19 protein-coding genes are annotated in these 22120 nt (G+C 39.7%); all 19 read left to right on the top strand.

What is annotated here, in order from left to right:
- The first annotated feature begins 86 nt into the window (after positions 1–86).
- Positions 87–3077 carry a type I restriction endonuclease subunit R gene (locus O3650_RS02775; RefSeq protein ID WP_261083249.1) on the top strand — a complete coding sequence of 997 codons (2991 nt, stop codon included), beginning with the start codon at positions 87–89 and terminating at the stop codon, positions 3075–3077.
- 167 nt (positions 3078–3244) lie between these two features.
- On the top strand, positions 3245–3643 hold the full coding sequence (locus tag O3650_RS02770) for a hypothetical protein (RefSeq protein ID WP_261041900.1): 399 nt from the start codon (positions 3245–3247) through the stop codon (positions 3641–3643).
- 48 nt (positions 3644–3691) lie between these two features.
- Entirely contained in the window at positions 3692–4690 is a 999-nt protein-coding gene (locus O3650_RS02765; RefSeq protein WP_371491541.1) for a type II TA system antitoxin MqsA family protein, read from the top strand.
- Between the two features lie 35 nt (positions 4691–4725).
- Complete coding sequence (locus tag O3650_RS02760) at positions 4726–5517, top strand: DUF4393 domain-containing protein (protein WP_261041898.1); 792 nt, start codon at positions 4726–4728, stop codon at positions 5515–5517.
- A 198-nt stretch (positions 5518–5715) separates the two neighbouring features.
- A complete protein-coding gene (locus O3650_RS02755; protein ID WP_261083251.1) occupies positions 5716–6915 on the top strand; it encodes a restriction endonuclease subunit S in 1200 nt (399 codons plus the stop codon).
- A 9-nt stretch (positions 6916–6924) separates the two neighbouring features.
- On the top strand, positions 6925–7449 hold the full coding sequence (locus tag O3650_RS02750; protein ID WP_261041896.1) for a hypothetical protein: 525 nt from the start codon (positions 6925–6927) through the stop codon (positions 7447–7449).
- A 1-nt stretch (position 7450) separates the two neighbouring features.
- Positions 7451–8278 carry a hypothetical protein gene (locus tag O3650_RS02745; protein ID WP_371491538.1) on the top strand — a complete coding sequence of 276 codons (828 nt, stop codon included), beginning with the start codon at positions 7451–7453 and terminating at the stop codon, positions 8276–8278.
- Positions 8279–8307: 29 nt separating this feature from the next.
- On the top strand, positions 8308–9909 hold the full coding sequence (locus tag O3650_RS02740; protein ID WP_261083253.1) for a type I restriction-modification system subunit M: 1602 nt from the start codon (positions 8308–8310) through the stop codon (positions 9907–9909).
- 203 nt (positions 9910–10112) lie between these two features.
- Entirely contained in the window at positions 10113–10883 is a 771-nt protein-coding gene (locus O3650_RS02735; RefSeq protein WP_203175997.1) for a Fic family protein, read from the top strand.
- Between the two features lie 125 nt (positions 10884–11008).
- Positions 11009–11140, top strand: a complete 132-nt coding sequence (locus tag O3650_RS02730; protein ID WP_238393794.1) for a helix-turn-helix domain-containing protein — start codon at positions 11009–11011, stop codon at positions 11138–11140.
- 52 nt (positions 11141–11192) lie between these two features.
- Positions 11193–11486 carry a helix-turn-helix transcriptional regulator gene (locus tag O3650_RS02725; RefSeq protein ID WP_261037938.1) on the top strand — a complete coding sequence of 98 codons (294 nt, stop codon included), beginning with the start codon at positions 11193–11195 and terminating at the stop codon, positions 11484–11486.
- Between the two features lie 259 nt (positions 11487–11745).
- Positions 11746–13995 (top strand): 5-methyltetrahydropteroyltriglutamate--homocysteine S-methyltransferase, encoded by a 2250-nt coding sequence (metE, locus tag O3650_RS02720; RefSeq protein ID WP_261083254.1) that lies wholly within the window; start codon positions 11746–11748, stop codon positions 13993–13995.
- 102 nt (positions 13996–14097) lie between these two features.
- A complete protein-coding gene (gene metF / locus O3650_RS02715; RefSeq protein ID WP_261083256.1) occupies positions 14098–14964 on the top strand; it encodes a methylenetetrahydrofolate reductase [NAD(P)H] in 867 nt (288 codons plus the stop codon).
- Positions 14965–15690: 726 nt separating this feature from the next.
- Positions 15691–17904, top strand: a complete 2214-nt coding sequence (gene pnp / locus O3650_RS02710) for a polyribonucleotide nucleotidyltransferase (RefSeq protein WP_261074416.1) — start codon at positions 15691–15693, stop codon at positions 17902–17904.
- A gap of 15 nt (positions 17905–17919) precedes the next feature.
- Positions 17920–18537, top strand: a complete 618-nt coding sequence (cysE, locus tag O3650_RS02705) for a serine O-acetyltransferase (protein WP_261074415.1) — start codon at positions 17920–17922, stop codon at positions 18535–18537.
- An 11-nt stretch (positions 18538–18548) separates the two neighbouring features.
- Complete coding sequence (locus O3650_RS02700) at positions 18549–19433, top strand: GNAT family N-acetyltransferase (RefSeq protein WP_261074414.1); 885 nt, start codon at positions 18549–18551, stop codon at positions 19431–19433.
- 82 nt (positions 19434–19515) lie between these two features.
- Positions 19516–20859 carry a cysteine--tRNA ligase gene (gene cysS, locus O3650_RS02695; protein ID WP_261074413.1) on the top strand — a complete coding sequence of 448 codons (1344 nt, stop codon included), beginning with the start codon at positions 19516–19518 and terminating at the stop codon, positions 20857–20859.
- Complete coding sequence (locus tag O3650_RS02690; protein ID WP_000567927.1) at positions 20852–21238, top strand: Mini-ribonuclease 3; 387 nt, start codon at positions 20852–20854, stop codon at positions 21236–21238. Before cysS ends, O3650_RS02690 begins: the two co-directional genes overlap by 8 nt.
- A gap of 3 nt (positions 21239–21241) precedes the next feature.
- A complete protein-coding gene (locus tag O3650_RS02685; protein ID WP_101776477.1) occupies positions 21242–22111 on the top strand; it encodes a helix-turn-helix domain-containing protein in 870 nt (289 codons plus the stop codon).
- Positions 22112–22120: the final 9 nt, after the last annotated feature.

Here is a 22120-nt window from a genome sequence, read left to right as displayed (position 1 = left end):
GAGTGTTTTTGATGAGGTAAGAGTGATGGATTTTGAGCCTAAACATGCTATAATAAAGGGAGCAGACAAGTAGCAAAGGAGAGAGTATGATACAGGTAAAACCAGAACTGGAGATAGAAAAACAATTGATCAGCCAACTGGTAACTGGGGAAAGTCAATGGACTTACAGAGATGACCTTAAAACAGAAGAGCAATTATGGGAAAACTTCTTTGAAAAGCTAGCCCAGAACAATGTGGCTCTATTGGCAGATCATCCCCTGACAGAACAGGAAAAACGCCAGATAAAGAATCAACTGAACTTTGTTAGCTACTATGATGCGGCCAAGTGGTTGGTCGGCGAAAATGGCATTGCCAAGGTTGAGGTTCAGAGAGAAGATGCTAGTTTGGGGACTATCCGTTTATCTGTCATTTGGCGAGACAATATCGCAGCTGGCAAGTCTAGTTATGAGGTTGTCAACCAAGTCGAGAGAGATAAGATAAATCCTCAGGATCAAGACCGCAGGCTAGATGTGACCCTCTTGATTAATGGCCTTCCCATGATTCAAATCGAGCTTAAAAGTCCCAGAGTTGCTTTTTTAGATGCTTTTCATCAAATTAAAAAATATGACCGCGAAGGCAAGTTCCGTGGCATCTACTCTAGCTTACAGATGTTTGTTGTGACCAATAAAGTAGACACACGCTATATCGCTGCAGCTAGAGAAAACAAACTCAACAAGCAATTTCTAACCAAGTGGGTGGATAAGGATAACCACCCCATAACGAGCTTGACCAGCTTTGCCCACGAAGTCCTTTCCATCCCTCGCGCTCATCAGATGGTCATGCAGTATTCTGTCCTTGATGATAGTAAGAAGGCTCTCATCCTCTTGCGCCCCTATCAGATCCATGCAATCGAAGCAGTGCAAGAAGCCTCTCGCCAGCAAGCATCAGGCTATGTTTGGCATACGACAGGTTCAGGGAAGACCTTGACCTCCTATAAGGTAGCTCGGAATCTCCTCCAGATTCCATCCATCCAAAAGACGATTTTTGTCGTTGACCGCAGAGACTTGGACCAACAGACTACTTCGTCATTTCTCTCCTATGCGACCAATGATGTCATTGATATTGATGAGACGGATAATACTCATGATTTGGTCAAGCGACTAGGAAGTAATGATAAGAGTGTGGTGGTAACGACCATCCAGAAAATTACCACCATGATGCGTAAGTTTGAGCAAGGACTTTACCAGCGTGATGCTGACAAAACCAAGGGTCTCCGAGTGGCCTTTGTCGTGGATGAATGCCACCGTGCCGTGACGCCACAAACACAAAAAGACATTAAGGTCTTTTTCCCACAATCTCTCTGGTATGGTTTTACAGGCACACCTATCTTTAAGGAAAATAAACGCCAGCAAGTCGGCGATCTAGCTCAAACCACCCAGCAACAGTACGGAGACCGTCTCCATGAGTATACAGTCAAGGAAGCCATCCATGATGGAGCAGTTTTAGGTTTTAAGGTAGATTATCGCAATACCCTCATCACGGATAAATCCGAAAATGACATACCAGATACCGTGTATGAGAATGAGGAGCATATGCTGGAAGTCTTGGATGCCATTATCAATAAATCCCGTCAACAGCTAGGCTTCCAAAAAGGAGTGGGTAAGACCTATAATGCCATCCTGACCGTCAAGTCAATCCCTCAAGCCCAAGCCTACTATGACCTGCTCAAACGAGTCAAGGCTGGGGAGACGAGAGTCAAGGTATCGGAGAGAGTCAAGCAGGTCCTTCCTGACTTTCCAAAGGCGACTATCACCTACTCGGTCACAGAAAATGAAGAAGACTCAAGAGCCAATCAAGATCACATGAAGCAGGTCTTAGAGGACTACAACCAAGAGTTTGATACCCACTTTACCATGGCGGATCTTCGTGGCTTTAATACGGATGTCAATAACCGTCTAGCTCGAAAGCAGGACAAATACCTCTATCGCAATGAGCAGTTGGACTTGGTTATCGTGGTCAATCGTCTCTTAACGGGATTTGATGCCCCTTGTCTATCGACTCTCTTTATCGACCGAAAACCCATGCAACCGCAGGACTTGATTCAGGCTTTTAGCCGAACCAATCGAATATTTGATAGCAGTAAGGCCTACGGTCATATCATCACCTTCCAAAAGCCTCTAGCCTTTAAGGAAGTAGTAGATAATGCCCTCAAGCTCTACTCAAATGGTGGTGAAAACGAGGTCCTAGCTCCGAGTTGGGAAGAGGAAAAGAGGAACTTTTTACGGAGTTGCAGTGATTTCAAAAATCTTGTCACTGATGATCCTGAGGAAGGACTCCAAATCGAACAAATCTCTACGCCTGAGTTGAGGAAACTAGCTAAAACCTATCAAGCCTTTGATAAATACCTAGCCTCTATCCGAGTGTATAAAGAGTATGATGAGGAAGAGCTTTACAGTCAGACGGGACTTGATGGAGAAAAGTTGGAAAGGTATCTGGGACTTTATCGAAATGTCCTTGCAGAATTAAAAAGCCGAGTAGAGGATGATGACGATGGTGAACCACTTGATATCCACTATGAATTGGAGTCTATCCAAGTTGATGAGATCAACTATGCCTATATCTTAACCTTGATCCAAAGCCTGATTGAACAAGGTCAAAGTCAAGAAAAGAACCTAAGCGCTCAAGATAGGGAAGCCGTGGATAACTATATTCAGAGTCTTGAGAAGACCAATCCAAATCTTGCCCAGATCATCACTGAACTTTGGAGAGAGGTCCAAGAACATCCAGAAAGCTATCGTGGTCAGTCTATCGCAAATATTTTGGATCAGATGATCGAGGCTGTCATCCAGCAACACATCCAAGTCTTTAGCAAGCGCTGGTATGTCGGCGAGGATGAACTCCGTTACTATGTCGAACATTACCGTAAGGGAGCTAAAAAACAACTAGGAGAAAGCCAGCTGACCAAGAGCCAGCGTTATCAGGACTATAAGCTAGAGGTGGCGGATGCCCTCAATCCTCTCCTCTATAAAAAACAAATCAAGGAAGCTTATACCCAACTGGTGGAGGAAGTCATTGAGCCGTTGAGAGTTGGGAGATAAAAGAAGCTGGGAAGAAACACTATATTGTTTTTGAATGTTTTAGATTTTAGCACTATTTTTTAAAAAAATAGTGCTTTTTTTGACTTTTTTTTAAAAAAATGGTACTATCATTGTGGATATAAGGAGGATACTAAATGAAAATTGAACAGAAAGGTTAAATATTTTTAATGTATAGTCAATTAGAAATTGAAAATTTATTAAAAGAAATTAAAAAATTAATTCAGTGTAAAAGATATAGGATTTCAACTGGAGAAAACCGTGAAAAGAATGAGGAATTCATATTTGAATTTGATTTGAATGATGAAAAAATTTGTGAGTTGTTAATGCAAATCGAGTATAGTGATTTTTGTGAATGCTTACATCCGTACGATATTTCACGGAATCATGAAGATTATTATCTGTTTGCCCCTGAATTTACTTTAAGTGATTTATTTGGTGATGACTTGCAGGTTGTTGTGTACGTTAAACTAATAATTAAAGACGATAATAAACATCAACCTTTTTTAGTCGTTGTATCTTTTCATAGGCCAGATGAATCAAAAGTATTGAATTATCAATTTAAATAAATTTTCTCTCTTTTAGAGAAGGCCTCTCTCTTGAAAGGAGCGCTAATAATGAATAATAAAAAAATATTATGCGAAAATTGTTTAGAGTCAGTAAATTATAAAGTAGTTGTTGAAGAATTAACACGGTCATTAAAAGGAAAAAAATATACTTTTTCAGGTAAGACTGCTTATTGTGTTAATTGTAATAAGCCTATTTATGTTGAAGAAATTAACGAACATAATAAACAAGCTATCTATGAAGCTTTTAGGCGTGAGAATGGTATTATCTCAAATGAGGATATAATAAATATTACTGAAAAATATAGTATTGGAGCTAAACCATTAGCTCAGCTTTTGGGATGGGGAATTAATACTATTCAAAGATATTTAAATGGTGATATTCCAAAACCTGCTTATTCTGATAAATTGAAAGAAATATTAAAAAAACCCGATATTTTTAAAGAAATTTTGGTAACAAATAAAGATAATATTACAGATGTAGCATTTAATAAGAGTGTAGAAAAGGTTGATGAAATTTTAAATAATGAAAATGATGATAAACTTACTCAAGTTATACACTATTTATTATCAAAAAATAATGAGATTACACCGTTAGCTTTACAAAAACTTTTATACTATGTACAAGGATTTTATTTTGCTTTTAAGAAGGACTATATTTTTTCTCGTGATTGCGAGGCTTGGGTACATGGTCCTGTATATAGAGATGTTTATTTTAAATATCAATCTTTTGGATATAATCCCATTCAATTGAATATAAAGAGTGATATTGGAGGTGGCCTTACATTTTTTGAATGTAGTTTAATAGATAGTGTATTGAAGAATTTTGCTATATTTAATGGAAAAGTATTAGAAGAATTTACTCATGAAGAGGAACCATGGTTGGCTATGCGAGGAGATTTGAACGCGGAAGAACTATCTAATGAAATAATTCCAAAAGAATTAATTGGTTCTTACTTTGTGAAAGTAAAAGAAAAATATCAGATGCTGGGAGTTGAGGAAATTTCTCGGTATAGTTTTGAGAAATATAAAGCGATAAGTTCTTTGTAAATTTTATTTAATGGTTTTTATTGTAGAGGTATCAAATGCTTGACGAAGAAGATTTTATTAAAATCGGTAAGGAAGTGATTCCGAATATTTATGACGATGGTGCCAAACCGGCTATAAGGGAAATAGGTCAATTTATTGCAAGACCTCTTAAATTGATTAATACTCTTTTTCAGCCTTTAGATATATGGTTGCTGAATAAAGAATATAACATAGAAAAAACTAAAATACTTCTGGCGGAACGATTACAGCATGTTAAGCCAGAGGAATTGGTTAGTCCAGAACCGCATGTCGCGATACCAGCAATTATTGCACTCTCATATTCAATGGATAGTGAGGAACTTAGGAATTTATATGCAAATTTATTATCAAAAGCAATGGTATTAGGAATGAAGGATAAAGTGCATCCTTCATTTGTTGAGATAATAAAACAACTAAGTCCTATAGATGCGATTGTTTTTAAAGAAATAATGGAGAGGCCAATTAAACCTATTATTGACTTATATATTACTAATAGTGATGAAATTTCTGAAGTTACTACAATTGAAAATATTACATGGATGGATAGAGAGTATGAAGTTGTTTTAGTTTCATTAGCAAATTTGGTTAGGTTAGGATTGATTGAAATTCCTGATGGTTATAACTATAATAATGATTTAAATTATAGTTTAGTACGCTCGTCCTCAGCGTATGATGTAATATTTCAAAAATTGAATTGTCAAATAAAGATACAAGAGTTGCTTAATCATAAAGTTAAGGAAAGAAAAAAATATATAAAATTAAATGCTCTTTCGGAAACTTTTTATAAAATATGCGTTTGTGAATTATGAAAATAGTAAACTTCGAATATTATTGCTATGTTGATTATTTAAATAAAATATCAAATTCTATCTGACATAAATTAAATGTTTATACAGATGAAATGAGAGATCTTTTTTATCAGATTTTTAAAGACAATCACTATGAAGAGCGTTTTAAACACTATTGGAAATTTTATACTGGCTGTTAAATAAAGTGTGGGAGTATGGATGAAATTAAAAGAAAATGATAATGTGCCTGAAATTAGGTTCGATTCTTTTAAAGAAGAATGGGATAAAAAGAGATTTAAAGATTTTACAAAATTGTCTCAAGGTCTACAAATTGCAATTTCTAGTAGATTTTTAGAAGATGGAGAACATAGATATTTTTATATTACAAATGAATTTTTAAATCCAAATTCTACAAAGAAATATTATATCGAATCTCCATCTGAGAATGTTATTTGTACTGTAGATGATATTTTAATGACTAGAACTGGAAATACAGGAAAAGTGATTACAAATATTTCTGGTGCATTTCATAACAATTTTTTTAAGGTTGATTATGATAAATTTGAAACCTCTAAAATGTTTTTATATTATCTGTTAACATCAAATGATATTCAAAAAGAAATTATAATTAGAGCAGGAAACTCAACTATACCTGATTTAAACCATAGCGATTTTTACTCTATAAAAACCTCAGTTCCTGCTCTAGATGAACAAACCGCCATCGGCGCCCTCTTCCGCACCCTCGACGATCTTCTGGCGAGATACAAGGATAATCTCACTAACTACCAATCTCTCAAGGCGACTATGCTTTCCAAGATGTTTCCCAAAGATGGACAGACAGTTCCTGAGATTCGTTTGGATGGATTTGAAGAGGAGTGGGGAAAAGATACTTTAGAGCCTTATCTTACTGAAAGTAGAATTTCAGGTGACACAGGTCTAACTGCAAAAAAAATAACTGTCAAACTTTGGGGAAAAGGAGTTATAGAAAAGGAAGAGAAGTATGCTGGTAGTTCGAATACGCAATACTTTATTCGAAAAGGTGGACAGTTTATATACAGTAAACTAGATTTTCAAAATCAAGCATTTGGAATTATCCCAAATGAACTTAATGGTTATCAGTCAACGTTAGATTTACCAACTTTTGATATTCAAAACATCGATTCTAAATTTTTACTTGAGTATGTAATGAGAAGAGAATTTTACGAATATCAAGGCTTAATCGCGAATGGTTCCAGAAAAGCAAAGCGTATCCATCCAGAGGATTTTTTAGTTATGCCAGTTAGGATTCCATCTATCGAAGAACAACAAGCCATCGGTGCCTATTTCTCAAACCTAGATAACCTCATCAACTCTCACCAAGAAAAAATTTCTCAGTTAGAAATACTGAAAAAGAAACTCTTGCAGGATATGTTTATTTGAGGTTCCCTAATGAAATTTTTAGAAAGATTATTTTTGTCGTTCAGTTCTTTTTTTCCTGGTTTAATTTTGTTTATTTTTACTATAAATATTTTTCCAAATATTGAAAATTTATTGGCGAGTATTACTAAAATAATTATTTTGATTTTAGTAATGCTAGTAGTTGCATTTGGATTACTGAAATGTTTTGAAAAAGAAGTAAAATCTGATACGGCTAACATCGTCTCAATTCAACCAGTTGAGCATGAAATTATTCCAACGTATATAGGTTTGTTTGTCATAATGCTTGGTTTGGGTAGTTTAAGTTTAATTTATCAAATGTTTATTGTGTTATTTATATTTGGGATATGGTTTGTTTTAATGGAAAAATCTTATTATTTTAATCTTATTTGGTTACTTAAATATAGGTATTATAAGGTACAAGATGAGATTGGTAATACTTATATAATTTACAGTAAGAGAAATGATGTAAAAGAAGTTGGTGAAATTCAGAATTTAGTAAGAATAAATAATTTTACATTTTTGGAGAAGGAGTAATATGTTTTTAGTAAAAGTGGATCAGAAATATAGAAAATTAGATAACTCGGACGATATTTCAGAACTAGTTGCCCCAATGATTGAACCTGACAATATTATAAAGTTTGATCCAGAGGCACAATTAGAACATGAGGATTGGTTCTATATTGAAATTGATGATATTCATATGCCTATGGTAAAAGAGTATGGTGACAAGTTATTAAGTACTGTAAGCTTAAATGATGTGACTGAAGAGGAGTTCACAAAAATTGATTTGATTTTTCGAAAAGTTGAAAATGATGGTTTAGTTTTCCAAAAAATCACTAAGTCAAAGAGAATGGTTGATAAATCCATTTTAAAATGGATACCCAACATTGGAAAACCAGAAAGAACAATAATCGAAAATGGTATAGAATTAAAATCTGCAATTGATGCATACTTTGATGGAAATGATAGATTGTATTTTAAAAATTTTAGAACTATTCGGAGCTTATTCAAGGGGATTGATGATTACTATCGTATAGCAAGTCAGGCAGAAGTTGATGAGTTTAAACAATTTAATCTAGTGAGTTTTGTTTCAGATTTTGAAATTAAGACTAATAACTTAAAGATGTTAGCAGTTTTAAAAGATTATGGAATAGATTTGAATGATATAGGTGTTAAAAGGACTTTGTTGAGATCTTACAGTCAGTATCCTAATCAGGAATTTGAGTTAGATGAGAATCAAAATTTTATAATTGATAGTAATAGAAAATTAACATGTTTACTAAAGTTAGCACTTGGACGGCTGTATACAAATCCAATAACTCATCATAAAATGGAAGCTAATCATGCAAAGAAATTAAATTAAACTAAGAAAATGATTTAGAAAGAAACACTATGGAAACAACACAAACGTCCCAGTCGCTCTACCAAGCCCTGTGGAACTCAGCGGATGTTCTCCGCTCTAAGATGGATGCTAATGACTACAAGTCCTATCTTTTGGGTATGGTATTTTATAAGTACCTGTCAGATAAGATGCTCTTTTTCGTGGCGGAGACTATGGAGGAGGGGAGTGAGAGTCTAGAGGCTGCCCTTGAGGTCTATCGCAACTACTATGAGGATGGGGACACCCACGAGGATCTTCTTGCAGTCATGAAGGACGAACTCAACTATAGTATCAAGCCTGACTTGACTTTTACGGCTCTGGTAGTACGAGTCAATGAGGGGACTTTCCAGTTGGAAGATTTGGCTCAGGGTTTTCGAGATATTGAGCAGAGTGATGAACTCTATGAAAACCTCTTTGAAGATATTGACCTCTATTCTAAAAAGCTAGGGGCGACTCCGCAAAAGCAAAACCAAACGGTGGCGGCAGTCATGAAGGAGTTGGCTGTGCTAGATGTGGCTGGTCATGCTGGTGATATGCTGGGGGATGCCTATGAGTATCTGATTGGTCAGTTTGCGACTGACTCGGGTAAGAAGGCTGGTGAGTTCTATACACCTCAGCCTGTTGCCAAACTCATGACTCAGATTGCCTTTTTGGGTCGTGAGGACCAGCTAGGCTTTACCATCTATGATGCGACTATGGGGTCTGGCTCTCTCTTGCTCAATGCCAAGAAATATTCTCACAAACCACAGACAGTGGTCTACTTTGGTCAGGAACTCAATACCTCAACCTATAACTTGGCTCGGATGAACATGATCCTGCACGGTGTTCCTGTTGAAAATCAATTTCTCCACAATGCCGATACACTGGATGAAGACTGGCCGACTCAAGAACCGACTAACTTTGATGGTGTTCTCATGAACCCTCCCTACTCTGCCAAGTGGTCAGCAAGCTCTGGCTTTATGGCGGATTCTCGTTTCTCTCCTTTTGGGAAACTGGCGCCCCAGTCCAAGGCTGACTTTGCCTTCCTCTTGCATGGTTACTACCATCTCAAGCAGGATAATGGGATTATGGCTATCGTCCTTCCTCACGGTGTTCTCTTCCGTGGAAATGCGGAGGGAACCATTCGTAAGGCCTTGTTAGAAGAAGGGGCTATTGACACGGTTATCGGTCTACCTGCTAATATCTTTTTTAATACCAGCATACCGACCACGGTTATCATTCTCAAAAAGAACCGTACCAATCGTGATGTCTACTTTATCGATGCTTCTAAGGAGTTTGATAAGGGCAAAAATCAGAATATCATGACGAATGCTCATATCGAAAAGATTCTGGAAGCCTACAAGTCTCGTGAGGAGATTGATAAGTTTGCCCATCTAGCAAGCTATGAAGAAATCGTCGAAAATGATTATAATCTCAATATCCCTCGCTATGTAGATACCTTCGAGGAAGAAGAAGTCGAACCGCTGACAGATATCGTCAGCAAGATTAACACGACAAATCAAGCAATCCAAAACCAAACCGCTTCCCTACTTGAAATGCTCGGTCAACTACACGGAACCACACCAGAAGCCGATGCCGAGCTTAAAGAGTTTTTGAAAGAGTTTGAAGGGTAAGATGTAGTTGGCTTATTCGCTCATATTTAAGATAAAACTTTATCTAGGCTGATATAGTTGTATTTTCTAACATTAGCGAGGAGGGGCTTTCTTCAAGCTCGATAGAACGGAGAACTGTAAACTTGTATAACGAGCTTAAAGATTTAATATGGTAGAATAGAGTGTATAGATTTTACTTGAAGCTTTGTTTAGAAAGGAAAACCATGACACCGACCTATGAAATTGATAATCCCAGTCTCTCTTATCAGACCAAGTTAGACTTATGGGAAACGGGATTTGGTTTACAAAAGGTAGACAATCTAGAGCCGTCGCCGTATATGAGAGAACTAGCAGAGCAAAATTCTCAAGGAAAGTTGACTTATCAAGAAGTTTATGATCAAGTAACGACTTATCACCAAGAGAAGGATGATAGCACAAGAGAAGCAGATCTTGTTGCCATGAGAATTGTGGAACTCTTGTCCTCTAATGCCTTTAAATTTGCTCCAACAACATTGAAATTGATTCATAGAGAGCTTTTCTTTGGACTCCTGCCACAAGGCATTCCCTTGGGAGAATACCGCTCTTATAACATTACAAAAAGTGAGGCTGTTTTAAATGGAGACAGTGTCATTTATGATGATTTTCGCACGGTAGCAGATAGTTTGACCTATGATTTTCAGCAGGAAAGTCAATTTGACTATCGAGGAAAATCCGATATTGAAGTAGTGAAACATATTAAGACTTTTATTTCAGGTATTTGGCAAATTCATCCTTTTGGAGAAGGAAATACTCGAACGATAACAGTATTTTTGATTAAGTACCTTAGAACTATGGGATTTCAAGTAGACAATAAACCCTTCCAAGAAAATGCAAAGTATTTTCGAGATGCTCTTGTTCTTGATAATGCGAAGCTATTCCAGAAAAAAACAGAATATTTGGAGCGATTTTTTGAAAATCTCTTATTAGCTGGGCAACATGATTTAGAAATAGACTAAAGAGATGAACGGTTTATTGTGCATTTTGAGTTAGAAATTATTCCCTCTTTTGAGGATGGGAGTGGTCGTATGGGGCGAATGGGTTAGAGTCTTATCTTGAAGAGCATTATCAGATAACAAATGCAGTGGCACAAGAATTGACAGGATTGAGTGCAGCAACCATTCGTCGTTATCTCCAACTATTTGTAAACCAAGGTTTGTTAGAAAAATCGGGAACTACAAAAAACACTCTTTATTCGCTCATATTCCGCTCATAATTCGCTCATTTTTTCAAAAAATATATAGATCTAAAAGAAAGAGGGTTAAGCGATGAAGAATAGTGCTATTGGGAGTAATTGGAAGGATGTCCGATCTGAACTCTTTACCAAGGAGGAAATCCTTGAAAGTGATATGCGAGTAGCTATCATGAGTGAGCTGATCGAAGCCAGACATGAGCAAGGAATCAGTCAGAAAAAGCTAGAGGAACTCAGTGGAGTGAGCCAGCCTGTCATAGCTAGGATGGAAACAGGTAAGACTAGCCCCCAGTTGGATACGGTATTGAAAGTTTTAGCCAGTTTAGGAAAGACACTAGCAATCGTCCCACTTGAACAGGGGAAAAGTTGACTAGAATCAGCTATAGTCTTTTCTAATAACAAGTCATAGTCACTTATAAGAATTACTAATAACACGTTTTACCAGTCTAACTAAAATACAGCTAAAAATAAGCTATAAAAGGGATTTGAGGCATTTGTCTCAAGTCTTTTTCTTTTGTCTAAAACAGAGATATAGTTTCAAACTATATCAAAGCCTAATTTTTTACAATTATACAGACGCATTCTTTTCTGTTAAGATAGTTTCAACAACAAATTTTGGAGGACACATCATGTCAACTACAATCATCGGTTTCCCTCGTTTGGGCGAATTCCGCGAATTAAAATTTACAACTGAAAAATACTTTAGAAAAGAAATCTCAGAAGAAGAACTCTTGGCAGCAGCAAAAGACTTGCGTGCTAAACACTGGAACATTGTCAAAGAAAAAGGCATCACTGAAATCCCATCAAATGACTTTTCTCACTATGACAACTTCCTAGATGCAGCTTTCCTTTTCAATGTGGTACCTGCTTCAGTTCAAAACTTGGACTTGTCTGACCTTGAGCGCTACTTCGCTTTGGGACGTGGTTACCAAGGAGAAAAAGGGGACGTTCGCGCCCTCCCAATGAAGAAATGGTTTAACACCAACTACCACTACATCGTTCCTAAATTTGAAAAAGACACTCAAGTGAAACTTGCAGGTCACAAGATTTTCGATGAGTTCCAAGAAGCAAAAGAACTTGGTCTCAACACTCGTCCTGTTCTTGTAGGTCCATTCACTTTCCTTCAATTGTCAGACTTTGAAGAAGGCGTGAAAGCAGAAGACTTTGTAGACAGCTTAGTAGCTGCTTACCAAGAAGTTTTTGCTAAATTGGCTGAACTTGGTGCGACTCGTATCCAATTGGATGAAGCTGCTCTTGTCAAAGACTTGACAGCCGAAGAAAAAGCTCTCTTCTTGAACCTCTACAACAAACTTTTGGATGACAAAAAAGGTCTTGAAGTCTTGCTTCAAACTTACTTCGGAGACGTTCGTGATGTTTACGCTGATCTTGTAAACTTGCCAGTTGATGCTATCGGTTTGGACTTCGTTGAAGGTAAGAAAACTCTTGAACTTGTTAAAGGTGGTTTCCCAGCTGACAAGACTCTTTATGCAGGTATTGTCAATGGTAAGAACATCTGGCGTAACAACTACGAAAAGAGCTTGGCTATTCTTGAGCAAATTCCAGCTGAAAACATTGTCTTGACAAGCTCATGCTCACTTCTTCATGTGCCATTTACAACAGCTAATGAAGAATTTGAACCAGCAATCTTGAACCACTTTGCTTTTGCGGTTGAAAAATTGGATGAAATCCGTGATTTGGATGCTATCCGCAACGGTCAAGGAGCAGAAGCTCTTGCAGCTAACAAAGAACTATTTGCGACTGAGCGTGTTGGTGTTAATGCTGAACTTCGTGCGCGTATCGCTGGATTGACAGACGCTGACTACACTCGTTTGCCAGCCTTTGTAGAACGTGAAGCTATCCAAGAAGAAGCTTTCAAACTTCCAGCTCTTCCAACAACAACTATCGGTTCATTTCCTCAAACAAAAGAAGTTCGTGCTAAACGTTTGGCTTACCGTAAAGGTGAATTGTCTCAAGAAGAGTACGATGCTTTCCTTGCTGAAACGATCGACGAATGGATCAAATGGCAAGAAGATATTGACTTTGATGTCCTTGTTCACGGTGAATTTGAGCGTAATGACATGGTTGAGTACTTCGGTCAAAACTTGTCAGGTTACCTCTTCTCTAAAAATGGTTGGGTACAGTCATACGGTATGCGTGGGGTGAAACCACCAATCATCTGGGGTGATGTAACTCGTCTTAACCCTATCACTGTTAAATGGTCTAGCTATGCACAAAGCCGTACAAACAAACCTGTTAAAGGTATGTTGACTGGACCTGTTACCATCCTCAACTGGTCATTCCCACGTGAAGACATCTCTATCAAGGATTCAACTCTTCAAATCGCCCTTGCTATCAAGGATGAAGTGCTTGACCTTGAAGCTGCTGGTGTGAAAATCATCCAAATCGACGAGGCTGCTCTTCGTGAAAAATTGCCACTTCGTCGTAGCGACTGGTACGAAGACTACCTTGACTGGGCAATTCCTGCCTTCCGCTTGGTACACTCAACAGTAGCGCCAGACACACAAATCCACACTCACATGTGTTATTCAGAATTTACAGATATCATCCCAGCTATCGACAACTTGGATGCGGACGTTATTTCCTTTGAAGCTAGCCGTTCAAACCTTGAAATCTTGGACGAACTCAAAGCGAAAAACTTCCAAACAGAAGTGGGACCTGGGGTTTACGATATCCACTCTCCTCGTGTGCCAAATGAAGGCGAAATTGACAATACAATCGAAGCCATCCTTGCTAAAGTGCCAAGCAAGAAAGTTTGGATCAACCCTGACTGTGGTTTGAAAACACGTGGTATCCCAGAAACAAAAGAAAGTTTGATCCGCCTTGTGGAAGCAGCCAAAGCTGCGCGTGAGAAATTGTAAGATAAGGATTTCTTAAGAAGCACTGTTTGGTCAATCTGCCTGTTTCACTTGGATTCTAGGAATCCAGCTAACGAAAAAATCAACTAGAAAAGGATAATGACTATGTCACGCCAAACACCGTCACTCTCATTTGAAGTGTTCCCTCCCAACCCAGCCGTGGGTAATGATAACATTATTTCTGCTCTTCAAGATATGCAGGAGCTGGCGCCGCACTTTATCAGTGTAACTGCCAGCAATAATAAATTTAATATCAAGGAAACGACAGTCCGTTTGGCTGACTTTATCCAAAATGATTTGGCGATTCCGACTATTGCTCACTTGCCAGCCATCTATTTGACCAAGGACAAGGTTGCTGAAACCATTGCTGATTTGGACAAGGTTGGAGTGCAGAAAATCTTGGCTCTTCGTGGGGATATTATTCCAGATGTGGAACCACAAAAGGATTTCCGCTACGCAACTGACTTGATCGAGTTCATCAAGGAACAAGCCCCTCACTTTGATATTGTTGGTGCTTGTTATCCAGAAGGTCATCCAGATTCACCAAATCAGATTTCAGATATTCAAAATCTTAAGAAGAAAGTGGATGCAGGTTGTTCGAGCCTTGTAACTCAGCTTTTCTTTGACAATGAGCGCTTCTATGATTTCCAAGACAAGTGCATCTTGGCTGGGATTGATGTTCCCATTCATGCAGGGATTATGCCAATTCTGAATCGAAATCAGGCTCTCCGTCTCTTGAAGACTTGTGAGAATATCCATCTTCCACGCAAATTTAAAGCCATCTTAGACAAGTATGAGCATGACCCTGAGTCGCTCAGAGCAGCAGGACTTGCCTATGCAGTGGACCAAATTGTGGACTTGGTAACTCAGGATGTGGCTGGTGTGCATCTCTATACGATGAACAATGCTGAAACAGCAAAATACATCCGCCAAGCAACTCATGCCTTGTTTAATCATCAGTCTCTAGGATAATAAAAAGCAAACCATTCTTCTCAGGTGAGGGGAATGGTTCCTTTTTAATGGTAAAGACCGCACTTTTTAAGAAAAATATGATAAAATAGACTCTGTACGTACTTGATACAAAGATGAGGGTATTTAGGTTGTAGAAGTTTGTTTAAAGTTGATTATTTTTTAAACAAAATCTGATAATGTGTGTCTCAAAAAACAGGAACGGAGTGAGTATTTAAAAGATATTTCACGCTATCGTGGTATCCTAGATGATAACAATATTATTATCTAAGACGGGATTTTTGAGAGTAAAATAGTTCGGGGAACTATTTTAGCCTGAGCATAGAAATGAAAAGGCGAAGTAATTAAAAATTACCATTGAAATTCCATTGGATTTCTAAAATCATCCACTGGACAATTTTACCTCCCGTCCGCACTATTTCAGGGAAATATCAAAAAACTACTTAATTGAATTTTGGCCTCATTTCTTAGGAAAAAAGATAAGCTTCCTAGCACTCATCGAGTGCGGCGTCACCTTCCTATTTTTCTACAGAAATGTTCGGCAAGCCGAACCGTCCAAAATATCTTGAGTAGTTGAACACGCCTACAACTCTGTGGAAAAAGATAAATCTGCCTAGGAGCAGTCGCTCCGTCGTTCGATTTCCTATTTTCCTTTGAGTTGCTTGACGGCTTAGTATCTTGATTTTTGTAGGCAAGACGTATAATATTATCAATCCAAAGGGGATTAAAATGACAAAACAAGTGTTTCAAACGACTTTTGCGGGTCGTGAGTTAATTGTAGAGACTGGTCAGGTTGCTAAGCAAGCGAATGGCGCAGTTGTCGTACGTTACGGTGAGTCAACTGTCTTGACTGCTGCCGTTATGTCTAAGAAGATGGCAACTGGAGATTTCTTCCCTCTTCAAGTCAACTACGAAGAAAAAATGTATGCAGCTGGGAAGTTTCCTGGTGGCTTTATGAAACGTGAAGGACGTCCTTCAACAGATGCGACTTTGACAGCGCGTTTGATTGACCGTCCAATCCGTCCTATGTTTGCGGAAGGTTTCCGTAACGAAGTCCAAGTCATCAACACCGTGCTTTCTTATGATGAAAATGCTTCTGCACCAATGGCTGCTATGTTTGGTTCATCCTTGGCACTTTCCATTTCAGATATTCCATTTGACGGTCCAATTGCTGGGGTACAGGTGGGTTATGTAGATGGTCAAATCATCATCAACCCTACGCAAGAACAAGCAGAGCAATCTCTCCTTGAATTGACAGTAGCAGGAACTAAACACGCCATCAACATGGTAGAATCTGGTGCTAAAGAATTGTCAGAAGAAATCATGTTGGAAGCCCTTCTCAAAGGGCATGAAGCAGTCAAAGAATTGATTGCCTTCCAAGAAGAAATCGTTGCAGCTGTTGGTAAAGAAAAAGCAGAAGTGGAATTGCTTCATGTGGACGCTGACTTGCAGGCTGAAATCATCGCAGCCTACAACAGTGACCTCCAAAAGGCAGTTCAAGTAGAAGAAAAATTGGCTCGTGAAGCTGCAACTCAAGCAGTTAAGGACCAAGTTACTGCCGTTTACGAAGAAAAATATGCAGACTACGAAGAATTTGACCGTATCATGCGTGATGTGGCTGAAATTTTGGAACAAATGGAACACGCTGAAGTGCGCCGTTTGATTACAGAAGATAAGGTGCGCCCTGACGGTCGTAAGGTCGATGAAATCCGTCCTTTGGATGCGGTTGTTGACTTCCTTCCTCGTGTGCACGGTTCAGGTCTCTTCACTCGTGGACAAACTCAGGCTCTTTCAGTCTTGACCTTGGCTCCGATGGGAGAAACTCAAATCATTGATGGTTTGGATCCAGAGTACAAGAAACGCTTTATGCACCACTATAACTTCCCACAATATTCTGTAGGGGAAACTGGTCGTTACGGTGCGCCAGGTCGTCGTGAAATTGGTCACGGGGCTCTTGGTGAGCGTGCTCTTGCTCAAGTATTGCCAAGTTTGGAAGAATTCCCATATGCTATCCGTTTGGTAGCTGAGGTCTTGGAATCAAACGGTTCTTCATCTCAGGCTTCTATCTGTGCGGGAACTCTTGCCCTTATGGCTGGTGGTGTGCCAATCAAGGCGCCAGTAGCAGGGATTGCCATGGGTCTCATCTCAGATGGAAATAACTACACAGTCTTGACCGATATCCAAGGTTTGGAAGACCACTTTGGAGACATGGACTTCAAGGTTGCAGGAACTCGTGACGGGATTACAGCCCTACAAATGGATATCAAGATCCAAGGGATTACTGCAGAAATCTTGACTGAGGCTCTTGCCCAAGCCAAGAAAGCTCGTTTTGAAATCCTTGATGTGATTGAAGCAACCATTCCAGAAGTTCGTCCAGAATTAGCTCCAACTGCACCGAAAATTGATACCATCAAGATTGATGTGGACAAGATTAAGATTGTCATCGGTAAGGGTGGAGAAACCATCGACAAGATTATCGCTGAAACAGGCGTTAAGATTGATATCGACGAAGAAGGAAATGTATCTATCTACTCTAGCGACCAAGATGCTATTAACCGTGCTAAAGAAATTATTGCTGGTTTGGTTCGTGAAGCTAAGGTGGACGAAGTTTACCGTGCTAAAGTCGTTCGTATCGAGAAATTTGGTGCCTTTGTTAACCTCTTTGACAAGACAGATGCCCTTGTTCATATCTCTGAGATGGCTTGGACGCGTACCAATAATGTCGAAGACTTGGTAGCAATCGGGGATGAAGTTGATGTTAAGGTTATCAAGATTGATGAAAAAGGACGTGTGGATGCTTCTATGAAAGCCCTTCTTCCTCGTCCTCCAAAACCTGAGCATGATGAAAAAGGTGAAAAGTCTGAGCGTCCTCACCGCCCACGTCATCACAAGGACCACAAACCTAAGAAAGAATTTACAGAAACACCAAAAGATTCAGAATAAGAAAAGGAGAAATGTATGGGATGGTGGCGCGAAACCATTGATATCGTAAAAGAAAATGATCCAGCGGCCCGCACCACTTTGGAGGTTTTGCTGACCTATCCAGGTGTCAAGGCCTTGGCGGCCCACCGTCTCTCGCATTTTCTCTGGAAGCATGGCTTCAAACTCCTGGCTCGTATGCACAGTCAGTTTTGGCGCTTTTGGACTCAGATTGAGATTCATCCAGGTGCCCAGATTGATTCAGGTGTCTTTATCGACCATGGCTCTGGTCTGGTGATTGGGGAAACAGCGATCGTTGAAAAAGGTGTTCTTCTTTATCACGGGGTGACTCTTGGTGGAACAGGGAAGGATGTTGGCAAACGCCATCCGACCGTTCGAAAGGGAGCTCTCATATCGGCTCATGCCCAAGTCATCGGACCCGTTGAAATCGGTGAAAATGCCAAAGTCGGTGCAGCAGCAGTAGTTGTTGCAGATGTTCCAAGTGATGTGACAGTGGTCGGAATTCCTGCTAAGATCGTCCGAGTTCATGGACAGAAGGATGAGCCAACGATTCATGAAGTTGAAGAAAAACGAGAGTACTACGTCAATAAACTCGAGCAGGCTAAAGATGCCAGTCACAGATCGTCTGGTTTGTAGAGGATACCTATATGATTCAAGCAAGAAACAAGTTAAGCCAAGAGGAGTTATCTGAGGCGAAAAAACTAATTAACTGTTGCCAAAACTATGACGGTACCTATCGTGATCCCTATCTTTCTAACATGCTTAATTTTGACCCAAACATGCCCGCCTTTTTCCTTTATTATGAAAAAGGCGAACTTGTTGGTTTATTAACTGTCTATGCAGATGACCAAGATGTAGAAGTGACGATACTGGTTCATCCAGGTCATCGCTGTCAGGGGGTTGCGCGTGCATTGTTTACTAGTTTTGAGAGAGAAACGGCTACTTTTTCTATTCGTTCAGTGACTTTTCAGACAGAGCGTGTTTTTCTAGACCGCCATCCTGATTTTGTCAGCAACTGGGGATTGGTCGAGGACGAGGATATAGAAACCTGGTTAGGTAAGGATAGAAGACCTTATCCGTTAGCAAATGTTTCCAATCTGGAAGTTTTGTTAGCAGATAGTTCGTATCAGGATCAAATTAGTCAGTTAAAATTTCAGGCATTTTCAGAGGAACATGAGTCTAGAGAGATTGTGGATAGATATGTCGCTGAAGCTCTGAAGGATCCAGAAAGTCGCTTATATATTTTGTTAAAAGACGGTCAGGTTATTGGGACTTGCACGGTAGATTTATCGACTAATACGAATTATTTCTACGGTTTAGCAATATCGGAACCTGAACGTGGAAAAGGCTATGGAAGCTATTTAGCAAAATCCCTTGTCAACCAACTAATTGAGCAAAATGATAAGGAATTTCAGATTGCCGTGGAAGATAGCAATGTAGGTGCCAAACGTTTGTATGAAAAAATTGGCTTTGTCAAACAGACTCAGGTGGTTTATCTGAATGAGAAAGGAGCAAGGGATTCCGAAGTGTAGAGACTTTCGGACTGAAATTCAATTGAACTCTTAGTGATGAAACTAACTGTTCTCGGATTTTAGTTTTCCTGACTATTATTTTATGATTAAAATCTATGACACTATGTCTCGTGATTTGCGAGAATTTGTCCCGATTGAGGACGGCAAAGTCAAGATGTATGTTTGTGGGCCAACCGTGTATAACTATATCCACGTGGGGAATGCCCGTTCAACGGTGGCTTTTGATACCATTCGTCGCTATTTTGAGTATCGTAGTTATGAGGTTGCCTATATTTCCAATTTTACAGATGTAGATGATAAGATTATCAACCGTGCCAAGGAAGAAGGTATCACGCCTCAGGAGGTTGCGGACAAGTACATCGCTGCCTTTCGTGAGGATGTGACGACCTTGGGCGTCAAACCTGCGACTCGCCATCCTCGTGTGGTGGAGTTTATGGCTGACATCATCCGCTTTGTGGAAGACTTGATTGAAAAAGGTTTTGCTTATGAGAGCCAAGGAGATGTCTATTTCCGTGTGGAAAAATCTCATAACTATGCCAAGTTGGCCAATAAAACCTTGGAAGACTTGGAGCTAGGTGCTTCAGGTCGTACCGATGAAGAAACGGCACGTAAGGAAAATCCTGTAGACTTTGCCCTCTGGAAAGCTGCCAAGCCAGGCGAGATTTCTTGGGATAGTCCTTGGGGGTCTGGTCGTCCGGGCTGGCATATTGAGTGTTCGGTCATGTCAACAGAGATTTTAGGTGATACCATTGATATTCACGGTGGTGGAGCCGACCTAGAGTTTCCACACCACACCAATGAAATTGCCCAGTCTGAAGCTAAAACAGGCAAGACTTTTGCTAACTACTGGATGCATAATGGCTTTGTTAATATCGATAATGTCAAGATGTCCAAGTCTTTGGGGAACTTTATCACAGTGCACGATGCCCTCAAAACCCTCGATGGGCAAGTGATTCGTTTCTTCTTTGCGACTCAACACTACCGCAAGCCAATCAACTTTACGGAAAAAGCAGTGCGAGACGCTGAGACCAATCTCAAGTATCTGAAAAACACTTATGAGCAACCATTTACAGGAAAAGTGGATGTCAAAGAGTTACAAGCTTTTAAAGACAAGTTTGTAGCAGCTATGGATGAGGATTTCAACTCTGCCAATGGTATCACAGTTGTCTTTGAAATGGCTAAGTGGATCAACTCTGGCAACTATAATGCAGCGGTTAAGAAAGCTCTTGCGGATATGTTGGAAGTCTTTGGGATTGTCTTTGTTGAGGAAGTTTTGGATGTAGAGATTGAAGACTTGATCCAAAAACGTCAAGAAGCGCGTGCTAATCGTGACTTTGCCATAGCGGACCAAATCCGTGACCAATTGGCAGAACAAGGGATTAAGCTACTTGACACCAAGGATGGAGTGAGGTGGACACGTGATTGATGTCAATCTCATTAACGGGATTGCGTTAGCTTTTGAGGGGGACGCGGTGTATTCCATGTATATTCGCCGTCACCTCATCCTCAAAGGCATGACCAAGCCCAATAAACTTCACCAAGAGGCGACCAAGTATGTCTCAGCCAAGGCTCAGGCTCGCCTGATTTCCCTTATGTTAGAGGAGCAAGTCCTGACGGAAAAAGAAGAAGAAATCTACAAACGTGGTCGTAATACCAATAGCCACACCAAGGCCAAAAATGCCGATGTGGTGACTTACCGTATGTCCACAGGTTTTGAAGCCGTGATGGGCTATCTCCATATGACTGAAAATCTGGAACGTCTTGAGAGCTTGATTTCGTGGTGCATCCAAAAAGTGGAGGGCTAGGACATGATGGCAAAAGAACTACAAGACTGGTTTCCTGAGGCTCAGATTTCAGACCAACCAGTAGAGAAAGAGGGTTATCTAACTCTTCCTTTAGCTTCTCAGCAGTGGATTTTGCTGGAGGAAGCTGGGCTCAGCGAGCGTGAGAAGCAGTTGATTTCTCTTTTGACCCAGCAGGAGCAGGCTCGTTCGCTCAATCCTTGGTATTCTTTTTTGATTGAGGGGAAGGGCCAGGCACCGCAAGCTTTTAAAAAGATTCAGCTTGTTTATTGCCATCTTTCCTATTTTCAGCAGGAAAATCTAGCTTCTTGGCTAGATATGATGCGGACCCTTTTTCCTAACTGTCAGACGGTGCTTCAGGTCGGAGCTCAGGATTATGTTTTCGTGCTGCAACAAGATAAGTACACTTCTGTACGAGCTATTTTAAGTGATACGATTGAAGCGGTTGAGTATGACTTTGGACTTCGTCTGTCAATCATGTTGGGTCAGGTTTGGTCTCAGACAGGCCATCAAGCCCTATCAGACTTAATCAAAGCTGAGCGCGATTTGTTCAAGACTTGGTGGCGTCAGGGTCATCAAGGTGTTCATACTTTTTCTCAGCTCTATCTTTGGAGTATGGGAGAAAGACTCGTGGACTTGAAGGCAATCAAGGAATGCCTGCACCAGATGATTTTGGATCAGGACCAGATTCAGGAAATCATCCTTTCACTGTGGGAAAACAGTGCAGTCCTGACAAAAACAGCTCAACAACTCTATCTGCACCGCAATTCTCTCCAATACAAGATTGATAAATGGGAAGAATTGACAGGGCTACAATTGAAGGAATTGACAGATCTTACCCTGTGTTATCAGTTGATTTTACCAGATATTTTATAAAGTTTTGTG

Origin of the sequence: Streptococcus sp. 20925_1_24 (genome assembly GCF_041432335.1) — a bacterium.
Classification (GTDB): Bacteria; Bacillota; Bacilli; order Lactobacillales; family Streptococcaceae; genus Streptococcus; species Streptococcus mitis_BM.
The sequence above is the reverse complement of the archived record's forward strand: the minus strand, read 5'-3'. Positions and strand labels throughout refer to the sequence as shown.